This is a genomic window from Actinomycetospora sp. NBC_00405, from assembly GCF_036044095.1.
GTDB lineage: Bacteria > Actinomycetota > Actinomycetes > Mycobacteriales > Pseudonocardiaceae > Actinomycetospora > Actinomycetospora callitridis.
This window is the reverse complement of the sequence record NZ_CP107938.1, coordinates 4,181,923-4,200,237: the sequence shown is the minus strand read 5'-3', so window position 1 is coordinate 4,200,237 and position 18,315 is coordinate 4,181,923. Positions and strand designations below refer to the sequence as shown.

The following is an 18,315-nucleotide window of genomic DNA, read 5'->3' as shown; positions in this document are numbered from 1 at the left end:
GCGGGACACGTCCGTCGAACACACGTTCTAGCAGGGCCCACCGACAGCCCCGGCGACACCGGACCGGCCGGCGGCGCTGACGCGGTCTCCCGACCGTGTCGACCGCACGCTAGGTCCCCGTCGTGCAGGGCTCCAACAGGCCCTGGGGACGCCCTGGGGACAACACCGGGATCGGTCCACCGAGCACACCCCCGCGGTGGGCACGCACGTGGGGACAACCTGTGGGCAATCCATGATCTCGAACGGTCGTCGCAGGTGGGGGACCTGTGGGCGTTGTGGACAACAAGTGGATGAAGGAGTCGTCGGCGCGTCGTCCGCCGCGTGTCGTCCCTGTGTTCACCCGGTCGCGCAGCGTCGCGAGCCGAGCGGGGGCCGGCGCTCGCCGGGCGGGGGAGCGGCGGTGCGGACGGGTCGAGCCGGAGATCCCCGGCGGGCCGTGTCCGGACACACGTCGGGCCCGGACCGTCGTGCGGTCCGGGCCCGAGGTGGTTCGGGGGACGAGGCGGAAGTCGACCTCGTCAGGGCGTCGTCAGCCGCCCTGGACGTCGAGGGGGAGGTCCACCGCGACGTCGGGGTGCAGGCGCACCGTGACCTTGTGGTCACCGGTCGACTTGATGTGACCGGGGATGGCGACGAACCGCTTGTCGAGGTTCGGGCCGCCCTGTGAGCGCACGGCCGCGACGATGTCGGCCGGGGTGACCGAGCCGAAGAGACGCCCGCCCTGGCCGGCCTTGCCGCTGACCGTGACGGTGCCGAGGCCCTGGATCTGCCCGGCGACCTCCTTGGCGTGGTCCAGGTCGCGGATCCGCTTGCCCTCCTGGGTGCGGCGGATCGTGTCGACCTGCTTCTGGGCGCCGCGGGTGGCCACGATGGCCAGGCCGCGGGGCAGCAGGAAGTTGCGGCCGTAGCCGTCCTTGACCTCGACGGTGTCGCCGGGGCCGCCGAGGTTGGCGACGTCGGCGGTGAGGATGAGCTTCATGTCGTCCTCCCTCAGCGCGCGGTCGACGTGTAGGGCAGGAGCGCCATCTCGCGGGAGTTCTTCACCGCGACCGCGACGTCGCGCTGGTGCTGCGAGCAGTTGCCCGACACCCGGCGCGCACGGATCTTCCCGCGGTCGGAGATGTACTTCCGCAGGAGGTTCGTGTCCTTGTAGTCGATCAGCTGGTTCTTGTCCTTGCAGAAGGTGCAGACCTTCTTCTTCGGCTTGCGGATCGGCGGCTTCGCCATGATTCCTTCACTTCCAGGCGTGGTGGCCCGCCGCGCCGTGGGGCGCCGGGCGGGCCGATTCGTACAGGTCGATGCGGGCGGGAGCCCAGGTCAGAACGGAGGCTCGTCGTCGTAGCCGCCACCGCTGCCGCCGCCGGAGGACCCCGCGGCCGGAGCGGAGGCCCAGGGGTCGTCGCCCCCGCCGTAGCCCCCACCGGAGCCCCCACCGGAGCCGGAGCCCCCGCCGGAGCCACCGCCGCCGTAGCCGCCGCCACCGTTGCCGCCCCCGCCGCCGTAACCGCCGCCCCCGGAACCCCGGGAAGCCTTGGTGACGGACGCGGTGGCGTAGCGCAGGGACGGGCCGACCTCGTCGACCTCGAGCTCGATGACGGTGCGCTTCTCGCCCTCACGGGTCTCGAAGGACCGCTGCTTGAGCCGCCCCTGCACGATGACGCGGGCCCCGCGGGTGAGCGTCTCGGCGACGTTCTCCGCGGCCTGACGCCAGATGTTGCAGCGCAGGAAGAGGGCCTCGCCGTCCTTCCACTCGCCGCTCTGGCGGTCGAAGGTGCGCGGCGTCGACGCCACGGTGAAGTTGGCGACGGCGGCACCCGACGGCGTGAACCGCAGCTCCGGGTCAGCAGTGAGGTTGCCGACCACGGTGATGACGGTGTCGCCGGCCATCAGGCAGCGCCGGCCTTGCCACGACGCCCGGCGAAGGCGGGGTCGCGGCGCATGACCTTGGTCCGCAGCACGGACTCGTTGAGCGCGAGCTGCCGGTCCATCTCCTTGACGGTGGCCGGCTCGCAGTTGATGTCGAGGACGGCGTAGATGCCCTCGGCGTGCTTGTCGATCTCGTAGCTGAGGCGACGACGGCCCCAGACCTCGACGTTCTCGACGGTGCCGCCGTCCTTGCGGACGACGTTGAGGAACGTCTCCAGGGACGGGGCCACGGTGCGCTCGTCGAGGCTCGGCTCGAGGATGACGACCAGTTCGTAGTGGCGCACGAGTACCACTCACCTCCTATGGGCTCAGCGGCCACGGACGATCCGTGACAGGAGGGGTTCTCGGTCCGTCCAGGCTACCGAACCGGCCTCCGAGCGCCCTCACCAGGTCCGACGCAGCGCCGGACCCGGCGGTTCCCGGGAATCCTCAGGCGGGGACGGGCGTGCGCGCGGCGACCGTGGTCCCGGCGTCCTCGTCGACCTCGGCCTGCACGTCGGTGTCCTCGTCGACGGGCTCGTCGCGGTCCCCGGCCACCTCGGCCGTCACCTCGTCCGCGTCCGCGGGCTCCGCCGCGGCCACCGGCGCGGCGGCAGCGCCACCCACCGACGACGGCGAGACCGCGCGGCCGAGGACGACCCGGCGCACCGTGAACGCCGCGACGCCGGAGAGCGCCAGGACCGCGATGAGCGCCGGCACCCCCACCCCACCCTCGGTGAGGGCGTCGACGGGCAGGGCCTGGACCTGGCTCGCGGTGGTGACCGCGCTGGCCGGGTCGTACCCGAGGTAGGCGGGCGAGCCGGCGCGCAGCCCCGGGAAGGCGGAGCCGAGCAGCAGGTTCGGGTCGAAGGCGCGCACACCGGGTGCCGGGCCCGCCGCGCCCTTGAGGAACGACGAGGGCAGTGCGCCGAAGGCGGGCGCGAACGCCGGCGCGGCCGCGGCGGCCTGCTGGGGCGTGAAGGTCGGGGCGGCGGCGGGGGCGGGCGTCGGGACGGCCGCTCGCGAGCGCGGGGTGGCCGTGGCCGCCGGGCGCGGGGCGTCGAGCACGGCGCCGGTGGTCCCGCTGAGCTGCTCGGTGGCCTGGCGCAGCGGCGGCGCGGCCTGGGCGACCTGCTCGCTCACGGGCTCGACGACCTGCACCTGGACGCGGCAGAGGATGCCGCCGACCAGCTGCGTGATCGGCTTCATCCCGGTCCGGACCTCGCGCTCGAACGGCAGGCCGAGCGTCGGGATGATCTTGACGGTCTGCCCCTCCTCCGCGCGCACCGTCTCGCCGCAGCGGGCCTCGACGACGTCGTCGGCGGCGGGGGCCGCGAGGGCCGAGCCGGCACCCAGCAGCAGTGATCCCGTCACCAGGCCGCCGGCGATGAGGCTCGTCAGCAGACGGGGAGGACGCACGCCCATGGAGGAGGACCTTTCTGACGAGCCCGGGGAGACCGGGACAGGCCCCACTGGGGGAGCGGGCCGTCCCGGCGGCACGTGAACCCAACGAGCGAGTAACCCGGTGGTGACGACGACCCTCACCCGGCTGCCGGAGCGTTCGGCGGGCGACACGCCACCGCAGCCGGACCCGCCCTCATCGTGGGACTCCAGTCCCTCCGCGTGCTCGTCCGAACAGCCCAACGACGGGGTCGAGGAGCGCGTCCACCCGGGCCAACCGGCGGGCGTCGTCGGGCGCGTCGTCGAGGACACCGCCGTCCGGGTCGTCCAGGCCGCGGGAGAACGAGGGGTCCCGCGGCGTGCGGATCGGGTCGTGCTCGGGACGCAGCACCGACCGGACCACGAGCGCCGCGACGACGAGGACGGCGAGGTCGCGCACGAGCACCGAGCCGTAGAACCAGGGCGCGGGCAGACCCTTCGCGTCGGTGCCGAGGTAGTAGTACATCCGCGGCGCCCAGACCAGCGCGTCGAGCACCATCCACGCCAGCAGCGGGCGCCAGCGCGGGTACGCCAGGACCGCCAGCGGCACGAGCCACAGCGAGTACTGCGGGCTCCAGACCTTGTTGGTCAGCAGGAACGCGACGATGACGAGGAACGCGATCGCGGCGAACCGGGGCCGGCGCCGCGCGCGCACCACGAGCACGGCGATCGCCAGGCAGCACACGGCGAACAGGACCGCGCTGACCGCGTTGAGCACGGTGGGGTCCTGCCCGGGGGCGAGCTGGCCGTCGAAGCCGCTCCAGCCCGTGAGCCCGGAGACGACGTTGTAGAGCGAGTCGGGGTCGGCGCCCCGCTGGCCGTTGAGACGGAAGAACTCCCACCAGCCCGCCGGCGCGGCGAGGGCCACCGGGAGGTTCACCAGCCCGACCGCCAGGACCCCGGCCGCGGTCGCCTGAGCCCAGGCCCGCAGACGTCCCGCGCGCAGGCAGAGCAGCAGCAGCGGATACAGCAGGAACAGCGGATAGAGCTTCGCCGCCGCACCGACACCGAGGATCACGCCGGCGAGCACCGGACGGCGCCGTGCCCACGCGAGCATCCCGAGCGTCGCCGCCGCGACGGCCAGGGTGTCGAAGTTGGTGAACGCGTGGACCGCGACGAGCGGTGACACGGCGGCGAGGGCGGCGTCCCAGGGACGCCCGAGTCGCAGGCGCACCACGGCCCAGACGGTCACCAGCCAGGCCAGCGCGAGCCAGAACGCGGAGAGGTCGAAGTAGACGACCACCGCCAGCCCGCCGGGCAGCAGGCCGGCGTCGGCGCCGGCGAGCCAGAGGTCGGCGAGGCGGGCGTTGGCCCACTGGAAGAACCCGGTGAGCACCGGGTACTCCATGTAGCGCACCTGCTCGGAGCCGTCGTCACGACGGTCGACCCAGGACGTCACGTAGGGGATCCCGCCGACGTCGAGGCGCTCGGCGGTGTAGAGCGGGACGGTGTCGGAGTAGCACATCGCCACGTACTGGCGGCCGTCGCGCCAATCGAGCTCGAGCCCGTTCTCGCCCGGGTACTGCTGCAGGCACGGCGCCTTCGCGAACCACGCGAGCGCGAGGGTGGCGATCGCCAGCAGCATCACCACGCGCAGCGGGGTGAAGTGACGGGCCCGGCCCGCGACGGCGTGCTCACCGAGCGGGCCACCGACGACCGCCGAGAGCGACGCGACGAACGGGTCCTCGTGGGTCGGGCGGACGCGCTGGTCCGGGCCGAGCGAGGCGGGGTCGTGGGTGCGGGCGCGCCCCGACGTCGGGACGCCGCTGCGGGTGGGCGCCCCGGTCACGGCGTGCCGTCCTGAGGGCGCCCGTCAGCCCTAGAAGAGGGCACCGTCGCCGCCCTGTTGGCCGCCGCCCTGGTCACCGCCCTGGTCGCCCTGTCCCTGATCGCCGCCATCTTGGTTGCCCTGGCCCTGGTCGCCGCCGCCCTGGTCGCCGCCGAACTGGCCCTGATCGCCGCCGTCGCCGCCCTCGTCACCCTGACCCTGGTCACCGAAGAAGCCGCCCTGGTCACCCTGACCCTGGTCGCCCTGGCCCTGGTCGCCGCCCTGGTCCTGGTTCTCCGGCGGGCACGGCTGGCCCTCGACGCAGCCCGGCTGGTTGGGCGGCGCCGCAGGTGTGGTCTGCGGCGGGGTGCCGATCGGCCGGAAGTCCGAGAACTGCTCGACCGGGTCGCCGCGCAGGGCGTCGTTCATGTAGCCCTGCCAGATCTGGCCGGGCACGCCGCGCCCGTAGATCGGGCGCCCGTCGCCGTTCTTGATCGGGGTGTTGTCGTCGGTGCCGACCCACACGGCGGTCGAGATCGACGGGGTGGAGCCGACCATCCAGGCGTCGTTGTTCTGGCCGTCGACCGAGGACTGCACGGTGCCGGTCTTGGCCGCCACGGGACGACCGCCCGAGAGCGGGATCTCGGAGTGGTCGGCCACCGGCAGCATCGCCTCGACGACGTTGCGGGCGAGCTGCTGGGTCATCCGCGTCTCGCCGGCCGGCACACCCGCGTCGAAGAGCACGCGACCGTCGGCCGTCGTCACCCGGCTCACGAGGTGCGGCCGGTGGTAGACGCCGTCCGCCGCGAACGTCGCGTAGGCCGCGGCCATGTCGCTGGGCCGGACCTCGCGGTCACCCAGCGAGATACCGCCGCTGGGCGCCTCGAGCGGCGCGGAGACGCCCGCCTGGTGCGCCGCGTCGGCGACGCGCTGCGGGCCGACCTGCACGCCGAGCTGGTAGAAGACCGTGTTGATCGACTGGGTCATCGCCGTGCGCAGGTCGCAGTTCCCGCAGTTCTCGCCCTCGTTGTTCTCCACCTCGGTGCCCGCGATCGTCTGCGGGCTCGAGCCGTCGAACGTCGTGCCGAGGCCGATCGGGTTGGGGTTTCGCTGGAGCCCGGCGAGCAGCACGAACGGCTTGAACGACGACCCGGGCTGGCGCTCGCTCTGCGCGTAGTCGAAGCCGGACCCGTCCTCGCCGCCGTAGTAGGCCAGCACCGCTCCGGTGCGCGGGTCGACCGACACGAGCGCCGTCCGCAGGTTCGCCGGCTGACCGCGCAGGCGTCGTTCGACCGACTCGACGGCCTGGTCCTGCCGGCGCGGGTCGATCGTCGTCGTCACCTGCAGGCCCTCCTGGTTCACCTGGGTCTCGGTGATGCCGTAGGAGTTCAGCTCCGCGCGCACCGCGGACACGATGTGGCCGCGGTCGTTGTCGGGGATGCCGCTGCGCCGCGGCTGCGGCGGGATGGCGGCCGGGAACGTCTGCGCGCCCCGCTCGGCGGCCGGCAGCCAGTTCTGGCCGACCATCCCGTCGAGGACGAAGGCCCACCGCTGCTCGGACATCCCGCGGTCGACCGCCGGGTCCCAGCGCGACGGGGACTGGATGAGGCCCGCGAGCATCGCGCCCTCGGAGACCGAGAGCTGCGAGACGTCCTTGTCGAAGTACGACTGGGCCGCCGCCTGGATGCCGTAGGCACCGCGACCGAAGTAGATCGTGTTGAGGTAGTTGCCGAGAATCTCCTCCTTGCTCTGCTCCTGGGAGATCTTCGCCGCGATCACCACCTCGCGGTACTTGCGCCACAGCGAGTACTCGTCGCCCACGAGCACGTTCTTCACGTACTGCTGAGTGATCGTCGAGCCGCCGCCGCTGCCGCCGGTGGCCTGGTTGAACGCCGCGCGCAGGATGCCGACCGGGTCGAAGCCGAGGTTCGAGTAGAACGACCGGTCCTCGGCCGAGAGCACCGCCTGCTGCACGTGCAGCGGGACCTGGGTGATCGGCACCTTGATCCGGTTGCCCTGCTCGGGCACCAGCGAGGCCAGCGAGGTCCCGTTGGCGTAGGAGATCGTCGCGACCTGGTTGTTGGTCGCGTCGTCGGGCGTCGGCACGCGGAAGAAGATCCAGCCGACGGCGAAGGCCAGGACCGGGCCGAGCACGAGCAGCCCGATCAGCAGGAAGACGATGCGCCGGATACGGCGCTTGCGGCCCCTGGGCTCGGGCGCGGAGCCGTCGCGTCCCGGGCGGCGTCCGCGGGGCGGCTCGTCGTCGTCCCCGCCCCGACCGGGACGGGCGGGTCGCGGGGACACCGCCGTGCCGGACAGGCCGCCGCTCGCCATCGCCGAGCGCGAGGTGGCGGCCGTCGCGGTGGGGGCCATCGCCCGCGTCGCGCTGCCGGTGCCGTTGCGGCTGCCGGTGCGCCCGCTGTCGTGCGTCAGCAGACGCGGCTCGCGGGTCCGGCCGGCGCCCTCGGGGGGCGTGACCGTGCCGACCGCGCTGCGACGCGTCGCGCCGACGGCCTCGGTGTTGGTGACGGTCGGCTCGTCGAAGGCGGAGTGGTGGGTGGGGTTCTGCGACGGGGGCACCGGCCGCCAGCCTGCGGGCAGGGCGCCGTCGGGGGCGGGAGACGGGGGTGGGCCTGCGGGGCGGCCGTGTCCTCCGTTGCGTGGACCGGGGGAACCCTGCGGAGGACGGGGCGGTCCGGGCGGTGGGCCGGGTGGGCCCTGCGCGGTGCGCGGTGGGCCGGGCGGGGCACCTCGCGCGTCACCTCGCCCGTCTCCGCGCCCGTCTCCGCGGGCCGGGGGTCCGGGCGGGGTGGCGCCGGGTCTGGCACCGGGGGGTCGTTCTCCCCCGCGGTCCGTGCGCCGCTCGTCGTCCACCGATCGCCTCCCGGTATCGGGTGGTTCTCTCCGAACCGTCAGGGCGAGGCGGTCCGGCGGCGCCGGCGGCCCCCTCCCGACGCGTCGTCGGTTCCCAGGACGTATGACTGTACGAGGTGGTTCCACCGGCACGACCGGCAGACCTCCACGACGTGCACGGTGAACTCGCTGACCGCATCCGCCAACCGGCTGATCTCGTCGGCAGACCGGGCGGATCCGGCGGCCCCGCCGAGGCGCTCCCCGAAGATCCAATGCACCTCGACGAGGGGATCGCGCCGGCAGAGCGGGCAGGTCCGGGTGGTCGGGCGGCCGTGGTGCGAGGCGGCCTGGAGCAGGTAGACCCCCGCGTCGCAGGCGTCCGCGGTGGCCACGCGGCCCGCCGACACGTCGGCCAGGAGCGCACGGCGCTGCAACGCGTAATCGACCACCTGACGGACTCCCGGCACGGAGACCAGCGTAGCCACGACGGCACCGGACGTCCCCTGCTCCGGCGAGGTCCCGGCACCCGGCGGGGGTGTGACGTGATCGTCGATGCCCGACGCCTGATGTATCGCTCCGATATGGTCGGGCGGTGCTCGCGGAGATCGCCGTGGGCGATCCGGTGACCGAGGGGGTGTCCGTGCTCGAGCTCGCGGTGCTCGGCCTTCTCCACGAGTCGCCGATGCACGGCTACCAGCTGCGCAAGCAGCTGCACGCCCGCCTCGGGACCTTCCGTGCCTTCTCCTGGGGGTCGCTCTACCCGACCCTGCGCCGGCTCCAACGTGCCGGCCTGATCGCCGAGACCGACGAGCCTCCCCCGGACGACACCGCCGACGAGGGCGAGCCGGCCGGGTCCGCCCGGTCGCGGCCGGCGTCCCGCGGCTCGTGGGGGCGGCGCGGCCGCCGGACGTTCGAGCTCACCGCCGAGGGCAAGGACCGGTTCGAGGAGCTCCTCGGCGACGCCGGCCCGCAGACCTGGGACGACGAGAGCTTCGGCGTCCACCTGGCCTTCTTCTCGCGGACGCCGGTCGAGGTGAGGATGCGCATCCTCGAGGGCCGGCGCCGTCGTGTGGAGGAGCGCCGTGAGGGCCTGCGGTCGACCCTGGGCCGCGCGGGCGAGCAGATCGACCACTACACCCGCGAGCTCCACCGCATCGGGCTGGAGTCCACCGAGCGCGAGGTCCGGTGGCTCAACGAGCTCATCGCCGCCGAGCAGGCCGCGGAGCCGGTGGCCGACACACGGCCGCCCGGCTCCCCCGACACCGGCCCTGATCCCGGGCCCGACTCCAGCCCCGACGACGGCGGCATCCGTCCGCCGTCACCCCGCGACGCCTGAGCCCCAGGTCCGTCCGACACCTGTCACCGAGAAAGAGACAAGAGGAGAACTGCCATGGGTTCGGTCCGAGTGGCGATCGTGGGCGTGGGGAACTGCGCCTCCTCACTCGTACAGGGCGTGCATTACTACGCCGACGCCGACCCGGCCGCGCGCGTGCCGGGCCTCATGCACGTCGACTTCGGCGGCTACCACGTGGGCGACCTCGAGTTCGTCGCCGCGTTCGACGTGGACGCCAAGAAGGTCGGCCAGGACCTCGCCGACGCGATCTCCGCGTCCGAGAACAACACCATCAAGATCGCGGACGTCCCGCCGACCGGCGTGACGGTGCAGCGCGGTCACACCCTCGACGGTCTCGGGAAGTACTACCGCGAGATCATCACCGAGGCCGACGGCGACCCCGTCGACGTCGTCGCCGCCCTGCGCGAGGCCCGCGCCGACGTGCTCGTGTCCTACCTGCCGGTGGGCAGCGAGGACGCCGACAAGTTCTACGCGCAGTGCGCCATCGACGCGGGCGTCGGCTTCGTCAACGCCCTGCCGGTGTTCATCGCCTCCGACCCCGAGTGGGCGGCCAAGTTCACCGCGGCCGGCGTGCCGATCGTCGGTGACGACATCAAGTCGCAGGTCGGCGCGACGATCACCCACCGCGTGCTCGCCAAGCTCTTCGAGGACCGCGGCGTGCAGCTCGACCGCACGATGCAGCTCAACGTCGGCGGCAACATGGACTTCCAGAACATGCTCGAGCGCGAGCGCCTGGAGTCGAAGAAGACGTCCAAGACGCAGTCGGTGACCTCGCAGGTCGACCGTGAGATGGGCAAGGGCAACGTCCACATCGGCCCGTCGGACCACGTGCCGTGGCTCGACGACCGCAAGTGGGCCTACGTGCGCCTCGAGGGCCGCGCGTTCGGCGACGTCCCGCTGTCGCTCGAGTACAAGCTCGAGGTCTGGGACTCCCCGAACTCCGCGGGCATCATCATCGACGCCGTCCGCGCCGCGAAGATCGCGATGGACCGCGGCATCGGCGGTCCGCTGCTCGGCGCCTCGTCGTACTTCATGAAGTCCCCGCCCGAGCAGTACCGCGACTCGGTGGCCTACGACCGCGTCGAGTCGTTCATCCGCGGCGACGACAGCTGACCGGGCGCGTTCCGGGTTTCGCGCGAAGGGCACCTTCAGCCGGATAGAGCGGCGGAAGGTGCCCTTCGCTGTCTCGTGCTGATCACCGGCGCCGGATGGCCGGACGCGGGCGGGTGCGGGCCTGGGCGAGCGCCTCCCAGAGCAGTCGCTTCACCGTCTCCGGCTCGTCACGGAGCTGGCGGGGCGTCACCGGCACGAGCAGCACGCCGGCGGCGATGAGGCGGGCCTGGCGCCTCATGGTCTCGTCGAACGCCTCCGGGTCGCCGTGGTGCTCGAACGACTGGATCTCGATCGCCAGCGCGACGCCGTCGACGAACCCGTCGACGCAGGCGAGGAACGTCCCGTCGGCGTGCTCGAGGCCGGCGTTCCAGATCACCGGCGGGAAGCCCGGCATCTCCGCGACGATCATCCGGCACCAGGCCTCGGCGACGGACCGCACGCCGTCCTCGATCTCGACGAGGACCCGTCGTACGAGCGCCGTCCCGCGGCCGGAGCCCTCCTCGAGCTCGCCACGCAGGGCCACCACCGCGGTGAGGCGGCGCTGCACGGCCTCGGCCAGGAGCGCACGGACGTCGTCGATCCGGCGCATCCGCCGCGCGGCATCCAGTACCGCGCGGTGGACCGGGGCCACGGGCACGTCGTCCCGATGGTGGGGACGGGGCAGCCGCAGGGTGCGCTCGGCGAGGACGAACCGCTGCGAGCGTCGGCGCGTGGCGTGGGGTACGAGGACGTGGACGGTGTCGTCGTCCGGGAGGCGTCTCAGGCCGTACAGCCGGCAGGCGGCGACGCCGGTGACCAACGCCCGCGGGCCGGCGTAGAGCAGCGCGGCGGCGAGGCGCTGGCGACGGGTGAGCACCCCGCGGGTCAGCGCGATGACGCCCGAGATCACCCGCACCCAGATGCCCCCGGGGACGCACCGGGAGGAGATGGTGCTCGACGGGACGCCGAGCTGGGCGAGGTCGCGGAGATGGATGACGTCGAAGGGGGCGGCCGCCGCGACAGCAGCCCAGTCGACTCGGGAACGTCGGGGCACATCGTGTTCGACGCACGCCGGGCTCCGCCGGATCCATCGACGTCGCCGCGGGCGGACCTCACCGGGCGCGCCGATCCGGCGAAGGGGCACCCTCGCCGCTCTAGCCGCGCGAAGGGCACCTTCGGCCGAAACGGCGGCGCCCCGCCGCGCCCCGCCCGCGCGCCGGACCCCGTCAGCGAAGGGCACCCCTCGCCGCTCTATCCGGCTGATGGTGCCCTTCGCGCGGAACTTCGAGACGCGCTCCGGCGTCAGCGGACGACGTTCACCAGGCGGCCGGGGACGACGATCACCTTGCGCGGCTCGGCGCCCGCGAGCAGCTCGGCGACCTTCGGGTCGGCGAGGGCCGCGGTGCGGACCTCGTCCTCACCGGCCGCCGCGGGCACGGTGATGCGCGAGCGCACCTTGCCGTTGACCTGGATCGGGTATTCGGTCGAGTCCTCGACCAGCAGGGCCGGGTCGGCCTCGGGGAACGGCGCGAACGCGAGCGTGTCCGGGTGCCCGAGACGCGACCACAGCTCCTCGGCCAGGTGCGGGCACAGCGGCGCGAGCATGAGCACCAGCGGCTCGACGACCGAGCGGGGCGTGCCACCCGACGGGTAGGTCTTCGTCAGGTGGTTGGCCAGCTCGATGAGCTTCGCGACCGCGGTGTTGTAGTGCATCGCGGGCAGGTCGGTGCGCACGCCGTCGATCGCGCGGTGCAGCGCGGTGAGGGTGTCGCGGTCGGGCTCGGTGTCGGCGACGCGCAGGTCGCCCGTCTGCTCGTCGATCACCAGGCGCCACACCCGCTGCAGGAAGCGGTGCGAGCCGACGACGTCGCGGGTCGACCAGGGGCGCGAGGCCTCCATCGGCCCGGTGGACATCTCGTAGAGCCGGAAGGTGTCCGCGCCGTAGGCGTCGCACATCTCGTCGGGGGTCACGACGTTGCGCAGCGACTTGCCCATCTTCCCGTACTCCTGGCGCACGGCTTCGCCGTTCCACGTGAATCCGGACGCCGCGTCACCCGCCACCTCCTCGGCCGGCACGTAGACGCCACGGGCGTCGGTGTAGGCCCAGGCCTGGACGTAGCCCTGGTTGAACAGGCGCCGGAAGGGCTCCGACGACGAGACGTGGCCGAGGTCGAAGAGCACCTTGTGCCAGAAGCGCGCGTACAGCAGGTGCAGCACCGCGTGCTCGACGCCGCCGACGTAGAGGTCGACACCGCCCGGGTCGCCCGGCCCCTGCGGACCCAGCCAGTAGCGCTCGACGTCGGGGTCGACGAAGCGCTCGGTGTTGTGCGGGTCGAGGTAGCGCAGGTAGTACCAGCAGGAGCCGGCCCACTGCGGCATCGTGTTGGTCTCGCGCAGGTACTCGGTCCAGCCGTGCTCGGGGTCCGACGCGAGGTCGGCCTCGAACGCGACCCACTCCGTGGCGCGGGCCAGGGGGGACTCCGGCGAGGAGTCCCGGTCGTCCGGCGCGAACGACTTCGGCGAGTAGTCCTCGACGTCGGGCAGCAGCACGGGCAGGTCGGCGTCGGGCAGCGCGCGCGGGATCGAGGGCCCGCCGTCGGTCTCGCCCTCCGCGACGTAGGCGACCGGGAACGGCTCGCCCCAGTAGCGCTGGCGGGAGAACAGCCAGTCGCGCAGCTTGTACTGCACCACCGACTCGCCGGCCCCGCAAGCGGCCAGCCACGCGACGATCGCCGTCTTGGCCGCGTCGACGTCCAGGCCGTTGAGGCTGACCTCGTCGTTCGCGGAGTTGATGGCCGCGCCCGCGCCGACGTAGGCCTCGCCGTCGAAGTCCTCCGGCGGCTGCACGGTCCGGCGGATCGGCAGGCCGAAGACGGTCGCGAAGTCCCAGTCGCGCTGGTCCTGGCCCGGGACGGCCATGATCGCGCCGGTGCCGTAGCCCATGAGGACGTAGTCGGCGACGAAGACGGGCAGCGCCTCGCCGTTGACCGGGTTGGTGGCCCACGCGCCGGTGAAGACACCGGTCTTGTCGCGAGCCTCCTGGCGCTCGAGGTCCGAGCGCGACGCGACGACGCTGCGGTACTGCGCGACCGCGTCGGCCGGGGTGTCGGCGCCGCCGGTCCAGCGCCCGTCGAGCTCCTCGCCGGTGGGCGGCGACGGCCAGGCGGCCGGCACCAGCGCGTCGACCACCGGGTGCTCGGGGGCCAGCACGAGGTACGTGGCGCCGAACAGGGTGTCCGGGCGGGTGGTGAACACCTCGATGTCGCCGGCGTCCGACGCGAACCGCACCTGCGCGCCCTGCGAGCGCCCGATCCAGTTGCGCTGCATCGCCTTGACCGAGTCCGGCCAGTCGATGCCGTCGAGGTCGTCGGCCAGGCGGTCGGCGTAGGAGGTGATCCGCATCATCCACTGGCGCAGGTTGCGCCGGAAGACGGGGAAGTTGCCGCGCTCCGAGCGCCCGTCGGCGGTGACCTCCTCGTTGGAGAGCACCGTGCCCAGCGCCGGGCACCAGTTCACCGGGGCGTCGGCCAGGTAGGCCAGGCGGTGGTCGTCGAGGACGCGGTCCTGCTCGGGACGCGACAGCGTCGTCCAGTCGCGGCCGTCGGGCAGCGCGCGGATCCCCGCCGCCAGCTCCTCCTCGAGCTCCGTGATCGGGCGTGCGCGGTCGGCCTCGCTGTCGTACCAGGCACCGTGGATCTGCAGGAAGATCCACTGGGTCCACCGGTAGAAGTCGATGTCCGTGGTGGACACCGAACGGTGCTGGTCGTGCGCGAGCCCGAGCTGGCGGATCTGCTGGCGGTACCGGGCGATGTTCGCCTCGGTGGTGGTGCGCGGGTGCGTGCCCGTCTGCACCGCGTACTGCTCGGCCGGCAGGCCGAACGCGTCGAAGCCCATCGTGTGCAGCACCGTGCGCCCGGTCATGCGCAGGTAGCGGCCGAGGACGTCGGTCCCGATGAACCCCAGCGGGTGCCCGACGTGCAGTCCCGAGCCGGAGGGGTACGGGAACATGTCCATCAGGTAGAACTTCTCGCCCGCCGGCGCGGGGGGCGGGTTCGGCACGGCGAACGTGTCCGCGGCCTCCCAGCGGTCCTGCCAGCGCCGCTCGATCGCTCCGGCGAGCGCGGCGGTGTAGCGGTGGGGCGGCACACCGGAGGCACTCTCGGCGTCGGGTCGCACGTCCGGCGCCACCTCGGGCTCGGCGGTCACGGGGGTTCCTCCTGGTCTCGACCGGCGGTCCTCGCCCTCCGGATGCGGCCGGTCGGCACCTGCCACGGCATCCGCCGTCGACCCGGGGCCACGCCCCGGCGAGGGGGGCACCGCGGATCCCGCGAGGACCACATCGAGCCTACTCTGGGGGTGTGATCGTCCCGGCCCTGGTCCTGACCCTCGCGGCGCTCGTCGTGGGCGGCGCAGGCGTGCTCGCCCTCCTCCACCGGCTGCCCCGCAACCGCGTGCTCGGGGTCCGGACGCTGTGGACCATGGGCAGCGTCGACGCCTTCCGCCGCGCGAACCGTGCCGCCGCGCCGGCGTTCGTCGGCGCGGGCCTCGTCGGGCTCGCGGGGGCCGGCGCCGCGCTGCTGTCGGCGACGACGGTCGCGGGTGTGACGATGCTGGTGCTCGGCGGCCTCGGGCTCGTCGGGCTGCTGGGGGCCGGCGGCATCGTGGGCGCGCGCTTCGCCGCCGCCGAGGAGGCCGAGCACGAGGCCCTCGCCGCCCTGCCGCCGACGTCGTGCATGCCGCCCGAGCCTGCCGAGCCGGACTGCGCGCCCGCCGCCGGGGTGTGCGGCGGCTCGTGCGCGATCTGCCCGCGCGACCGGACCCAGGCCTGACTCACCAGCCCCAGGTGCCCGGGCTGCCCTTGAAGGGGCCGACGACGTCCGCGGTGATCCAGCCGCCGTAGAACCCGCCGGGCTGGGGCTCGACGCGCTCGCCGTCGAGGGTGATCTCGCCGAACGGCGCGGGATAGAGCGCGACACGGTCGGCGAGCACGGGGTAGACCGCGTCCTGCGGGTACCACCAACCGATGTCGCGCAGCGGCTCCACGCCGGGCACGACGATGTCGACGTAGCGCGCCGTGCCCTTCCACTCGCACACCGTCCGCCGCTGCGCGGGGCGCAGGACGCCCTCGGTGAACGCGGTGCGCGGCAGGTACCAGGTCGGCGGGTGGCTGGTCTCGAGCACGCGGACCACGTCGTCGGTGTCGGCGACGACCGTGCCGCCGTGGGTCACGACCGCGCGCCGGTGCACCGCCTCGGCCCGTGGCGGGCGGGGGTAGTCCCACACCGATTCCTGACCCGGACCTGGCTCGACACGTCGCACCGGGACGACGCTAGGCGCGGTCGGCGGGCCCGGCGCGGCGAGCGAACGGGGAGTTCGCGCGCATAGAAGCAGCGAACAGCGCGTTCGTTGCCCCAGAAGGGCGCGCTCAGTTCCGGCGGGGCTCGGCGAGGTGGGTGGCGAGGAGGGCGAGGGGGACGCCCTGGCGGCGCAGGACGCCGCCCCAGAGGTCGTAGCCGGGCGGGGCCAGGACGTCGTCGGGCAGGGCGGGGACGACGTACCAGTCGCCACGCCCGATCTCGCCGGCGAGCTGGCCCCGGTCCCAGCCCGAGTAGCCCGCGAAGACCCGCAGGCCCCGGACGCGGGGGGCGAGGTCGTCGGGGTCGCCGTCGAGGTCCACGAGCGCCACGGGCCCGCGCACGCCGACGACACCGCCGGTGCGCGCCGGGTCCTCGCCGGCGCGCAGGGCCGCGAGGCACAGGGCCGTGCGCTGCTCGACCGGGCCGCCGACGAACACGGCGTGCGGCGTCGAGGTGTGCGGGCCCCAGGTGGGCAGGACGTCGGCGACCGAGACCTCGCTGGGCCGGTTGAGCACGACGCCGAGGGTGCCGGCCGGCCGGTGGTCGATCACGAACACGACCGACCGTGCGAAGTTGGGGTCCGTCAGGGTCGGCGCGGCGACGAGCAACGTCCCCGCCTCGACCTCGGCCTGCTGATGTTCCTCCACACCACTGGCCACGACGCCCATCGTCGCACCGCCGGGAGGGCGGGCGGCAGGCACGGTGGGGTGTTCGGCGGCACGCGTGCCGGGCGCGTCACCGCGCGGTCACACACGGATGACAGCGGCGTCGCGAGCGCGGGAGGACGGCCGCCGGGGGTTGCGCCGGGCGGACGCCGGAGCACCACGCCGCAGGACGCAACGGACGCGTAGCGTGGGCCCCCGTGCCCGTCGCGTCCGATACGACCGCAACCACGGTCGGGGGCCCGTCGCCGGCCCCGGGGCGCGCCGGACGCCTGCGCGAGCTGCTCCTGCACCCCGGGTTCGGCCGCCTGCTGACGGTCCGGCTGGCCGCCCAGTGGGGCGACGGCGTGTTCCAGGCCGCGCTGGGCGGGCTGGTGCTGTTCAGCCCCGAGCGCGAGGCCGACCCGGTCATGGTCGCCCTCGGCCTGGCGACGGTCCTGCTCCCGTACTCCCTGATCGGCCCGTTCGCCGGCGCCCTGCTCGACCGCTGGGACCGCCGGCGCGTCCTCGTCGTCGCGGGTGCCCTGCGCGGCGTACTGACGCTCGCCACCGCCGGCGTCGTGCTCGCCGGGATCACCGGTCCACCCCTCTACCTCGGCGCCCTGGCGACGATCGGCGTGAGCCGCTTCATCCAGGCCGGGCTCTCCGCCGCGCTGCCCCACGTCGTGTCCTCCGAGCACCTCGTCGGTGCGAACTCGCTGGTCACGACGTCCGGAGCCGTCGCGGCAGCGATCGGCGCCGGCTGCGCGATCGGCCTGCGCGGGCTCCTCGGCCCGGCGGACGTCGACGCCGCGTGGACGACGATGGTCGCGGGCATCGGGTCGGTTGTCATCGTCGTGGTGGCGACGACGATCGCCCGCGGCTCGCTGGGGCCCGACGAGCGCCGCGAGGCCGCGCAGGCCCTGCGCGCGGTGGCCTCGGGGCTCGCCGACGGCGCCCGGGCCGCCCGCGACGCCCCCGGCGTCGTCGCCGCGTTCTGCGCGGTCGCCGCGCACCGCCTCGCGTTCGGCGTCACGACGCTCGTGGTGCTGCTGCTCATGCGCAACTCGCTCACCGACGTCGGGCCGTTGAAGGCCGGGATCGCCGGCCTGGGCGAGGTGGTGGTGGCCGCGGCCGCCGGTCTCGGTGTCGCCGCGGTGGTGACGCCGTGGCTCACCGGGCGCGTCGGGCGCACCGGCACCGTGCGGATCATGCTCGTGCTCGCCGCGGTGGCCCTGCTCTCGCTCGGCCTGCCGATGACGCTGCCGACGATCCTCGGTGGGTCGTTCGTGCTCGGGCTCGTGGGCCAGGCGATCAAGCTGTGTTCTGACGCCGCGGTGCAGACGGAGGTGGGCGACGCGGTGCGCGGGCGGGTGTTCTCGCTGTCGGACACCACGTTCAACGTCACCTACGTCATCGCCGTGGCGGGCGCCGCGTTCCTCGCCCCGCCGAGCGGCCGCTCGCCGCTCCTGCTGGCGCTCGCAGCCGGCCTCTACCTGCTGGGTCTGGTGGTGCACGAGCTCGCCCTGCGCAGCCGGGCGTGCGGGCCGGCTCAGGGCGGGACCCAGCCCACCGCCCCTTCGGCGACCAGCGTGTCCACCGCCCCGTCGGCGTCGGTGTCGGTGAGCAGCACGTCCCAGCGGGCCGAGGGCGAGCCCGGCGCCGACGACAGGTAGGCGAGCTCCGCCCGGCCGTCGTGGTCGGCGTCGACGAGCAGCTGCTCGGCGCGCCCGTCGCCGTCGAGGTCGCACACCACCTCGGTGCCGTCCTCGTGGTCGGCCTCCACGGTCGCGCCGTCGAGCGCCCCGTCGCCGTCGGTGTCGACCGCGGGAGCAGCGCTCGCGGACCGGCCGCGGACGTCGCTCCAGGTCAGCGCGGCGCCGGCCGTCACCGGGTCGGGCCCGG

General features: G+C 74.0%; 16 protein-coding genes. 4 read left to right on the top strand and 12 right to left on the bottom strand.

Annotated features, from left to right (window positions below; genetic code table 11):
* Positions 1-529: 529 nt before the first annotated feature.
* From rplI to OG774_RS20715, 8 genes are all read right to left on the bottom strand, one after another.
* On the bottom strand, positions 530-979 hold the full coding sequence (gene rplI / locus OG774_RS20750; protein ID WP_328303892.1) for a 50S ribosomal protein L9: 450 nt from the start codon (positions 977-979) through the stop codon (positions 530-532).
* An 11-nt stretch (positions 980-990) separates the two neighbouring features.
* Positions 991-1,227: a 30S ribosomal protein S18 gene (gene rpsR, locus OG774_RS20745; RefSeq protein ID WP_274192142.1), complete on the bottom strand. Its 237-nt coding sequence runs from the start codon at positions 1,225-1,227 to the stop codon at positions 991-993.
* 90 nt (positions 1,228-1,317) lie between these two features.
* Positions 1,318-1,887, bottom strand: coding sequence for a single-stranded DNA-binding protein (locus OG774_RS20740; protein ID WP_328303890.1), 570 nt, complete (start codon positions 1,885-1,887; stop codon positions 1,318-1,320).
* The gene (rpsF, locus tag OG774_RS20735) at positions 1,887-2,219 is read right to left on the bottom strand and encodes a 30S ribosomal protein S6 (protein WP_274192140.1); all 333 of its coding nucleotides are present in this window, start codon (positions 2,217-2,219) and stop codon (positions 1,887-1,889) included. The genes OG774_RS20740 and rpsF overlap by 1 nt, the downstream gene beginning before the upstream one ends.
* A 136-nt stretch (positions 2,220-2,355) precedes the next feature.
* Complete coding sequence (locus OG774_RS20730) at positions 2,356-3,330, bottom strand: hypothetical protein (protein WP_328303887.1); 975 nt, start codon at positions 3,328-3,330, stop codon at positions 2,356-2,358.
* A 172-nt stretch (positions 3,331-3,502) separates the two neighbouring features.
* Positions 3,503-5,134 (bottom strand): glycosyltransferase family 87 protein, encoded by a 1,632-nt coding sequence (locus OG774_RS20725; protein ID WP_328303885.1) that lies wholly within the window; start codon positions 5,132-5,134, stop codon positions 3,503-3,505.
* 30 nt (positions 5,135-5,164) lie between these two features.
* The gene (locus OG774_RS20720; protein WP_328303883.1) at positions 5,165-7,693 is read right to left on the bottom strand and encodes a transglycosylase domain-containing protein; all 2,529 of its coding nucleotides are present in this window, start codon (positions 7,691-7,693) and stop codon (positions 5,165-5,167) included.
* A 332-nt stretch (positions 7,694-8,025) separates the two neighbouring features.
* Positions 8,026-8,433 carry a DUF5318 family protein gene (locus tag OG774_RS20715; protein ID WP_328303881.1) on the bottom strand — a complete coding sequence of 136 codons (408 nt, stop codon included), beginning with the start codon at positions 8,431-8,433 and terminating at the stop codon, positions 8,026-8,028.
* Between the two features lie 173 nt (positions 8,434-8,606).
* On the opposite strand from OG774_RS20715, the gene OG774_RS20710 reads away from it, so the two are divergent.
* A complete protein-coding gene (locus tag OG774_RS20710; RefSeq protein WP_328311067.1) occupies positions 8,607-9,302 on the top strand; it encodes a PadR family transcriptional regulator in 696 nt (231 codons plus the stop codon).
* A 54-nt stretch (positions 9,303-9,356) separates the two neighbouring features.
* The gene (locus tag OG774_RS20705) at positions 9,357-10,433 is read left to right on the top strand and encodes an inositol-3-phosphate synthase (RefSeq protein WP_328303879.1); all 1,077 of its coding nucleotides are present in this window, start codon (positions 9,357-9,359) and stop codon (positions 10,431-10,433) included.
* A gap of 82 nt (positions 10,434-10,515) precedes the next feature.
* Here OG774_RS20705 and OG774_RS20700 read toward each other — a convergent pair whose 3' ends face one another.
* A complete protein-coding gene (locus OG774_RS20700) occupies positions 10,516-11,466 on the bottom strand; it encodes a hypothetical protein (RefSeq protein ID WP_328303877.1) in 951 nt (316 codons plus the stop codon).
* A gap of 248 nt (positions 11,467-11,714) precedes the next feature.
* Positions 11,715-14,618, bottom strand: a complete 2,904-nt coding sequence (locus OG774_RS20695) for a leucine--tRNA ligase (protein WP_442873897.1) — start codon at positions 14,616-14,618, stop codon at positions 11,715-11,717.
* Positions 14,619-14,770: 152 nt separating this feature from the next.
* Here OG774_RS20695 and OG774_RS20690 point away from each other — a divergent pair, with 152 nt between their 5' ends.
* Positions 14,771-15,241 carry an SdpI family protein gene (locus OG774_RS20690; RefSeq protein ID WP_328303875.1) on the top strand — a complete coding sequence of 157 codons (471 nt, stop codon included), beginning with the start codon at positions 14,771-14,773 and terminating at the stop codon, positions 15,239-15,241.
* Position 15,242: 1 nt separating this feature from the next.
* On the opposite strand, the gene OG774_RS20685 is transcribed toward OG774_RS20690, so the two are convergent.
* Both OG774_RS20685 and OG774_RS20680 read right to left on the bottom strand, forming a co-directional pair.
* Positions 15,243-15,731 (bottom strand): DUF427 domain-containing protein, encoded by a 489-nt coding sequence (locus tag OG774_RS20685; protein ID WP_328303873.1) that lies wholly within the window; start codon positions 15,729-15,731, stop codon positions 15,243-15,245.
* Between the two features lie 106 nt (positions 15,732-15,837).
* Positions 15,838-16,428 (bottom strand): YqgE/AlgH family protein, encoded by a 591-nt coding sequence (locus OG774_RS20680; protein ID WP_274192131.1) that lies wholly within the window; start codon positions 16,426-16,428, stop codon positions 15,838-15,840.
* A gap of 203 nt (positions 16,429-16,631) precedes the next feature.
* On the opposite strand from OG774_RS20680, the gene OG774_RS20675 reads away from it, so the two are divergent.
* Positions 16,632-18,086 carry an MFS transporter gene (locus OG774_RS20675; RefSeq protein ID WP_328303869.1) on the top strand — a complete coding sequence of 485 codons (1,455 nt, stop codon included), beginning with the start codon at positions 16,632-16,634 and terminating at the stop codon, positions 18,084-18,086.
* Positions 18,087-18,315 lie beyond the last annotated feature (229 nt).

Bases quoted from the DNA above. Each gene is read 5' to 3' on its own strand.
- OG774_RS20730 (WP_328303887.1), bottom strand. From the start codon at position 3,330: ATGGGCGTGCGTCCTCCCCGTCTGCTGACGAGCCTCATCGCCGGCGGC.
- rpsR (WP_274192142.1), bottom strand. From the start codon at position 1,227: ATGGCGAAGCCGCCGATCCGCAAGCCGAAGAAGAAGGTCTGCACCTTC.
- OG774_RS20740 (WP_328303890.1), bottom strand. From the start codon at position 1,887: ATGGCCGGCGACACCGTCATCACCGTGGTCGGCAACCTCACTGCTGAC.
- OG774_RS20705 (WP_328303879.1), top strand. From the start codon at position 9,357: ATGGGTTCGGTCCGAGTGGCGATCGTGGGCGTGGGGAACTGCGCCTCC.
- rplI (WP_328303892.1), bottom strand. From the start codon at position 979: ATGAAGCTCATCCTCACCGCCGACGTCGCCAACCTCGGCGGCCCCGGC.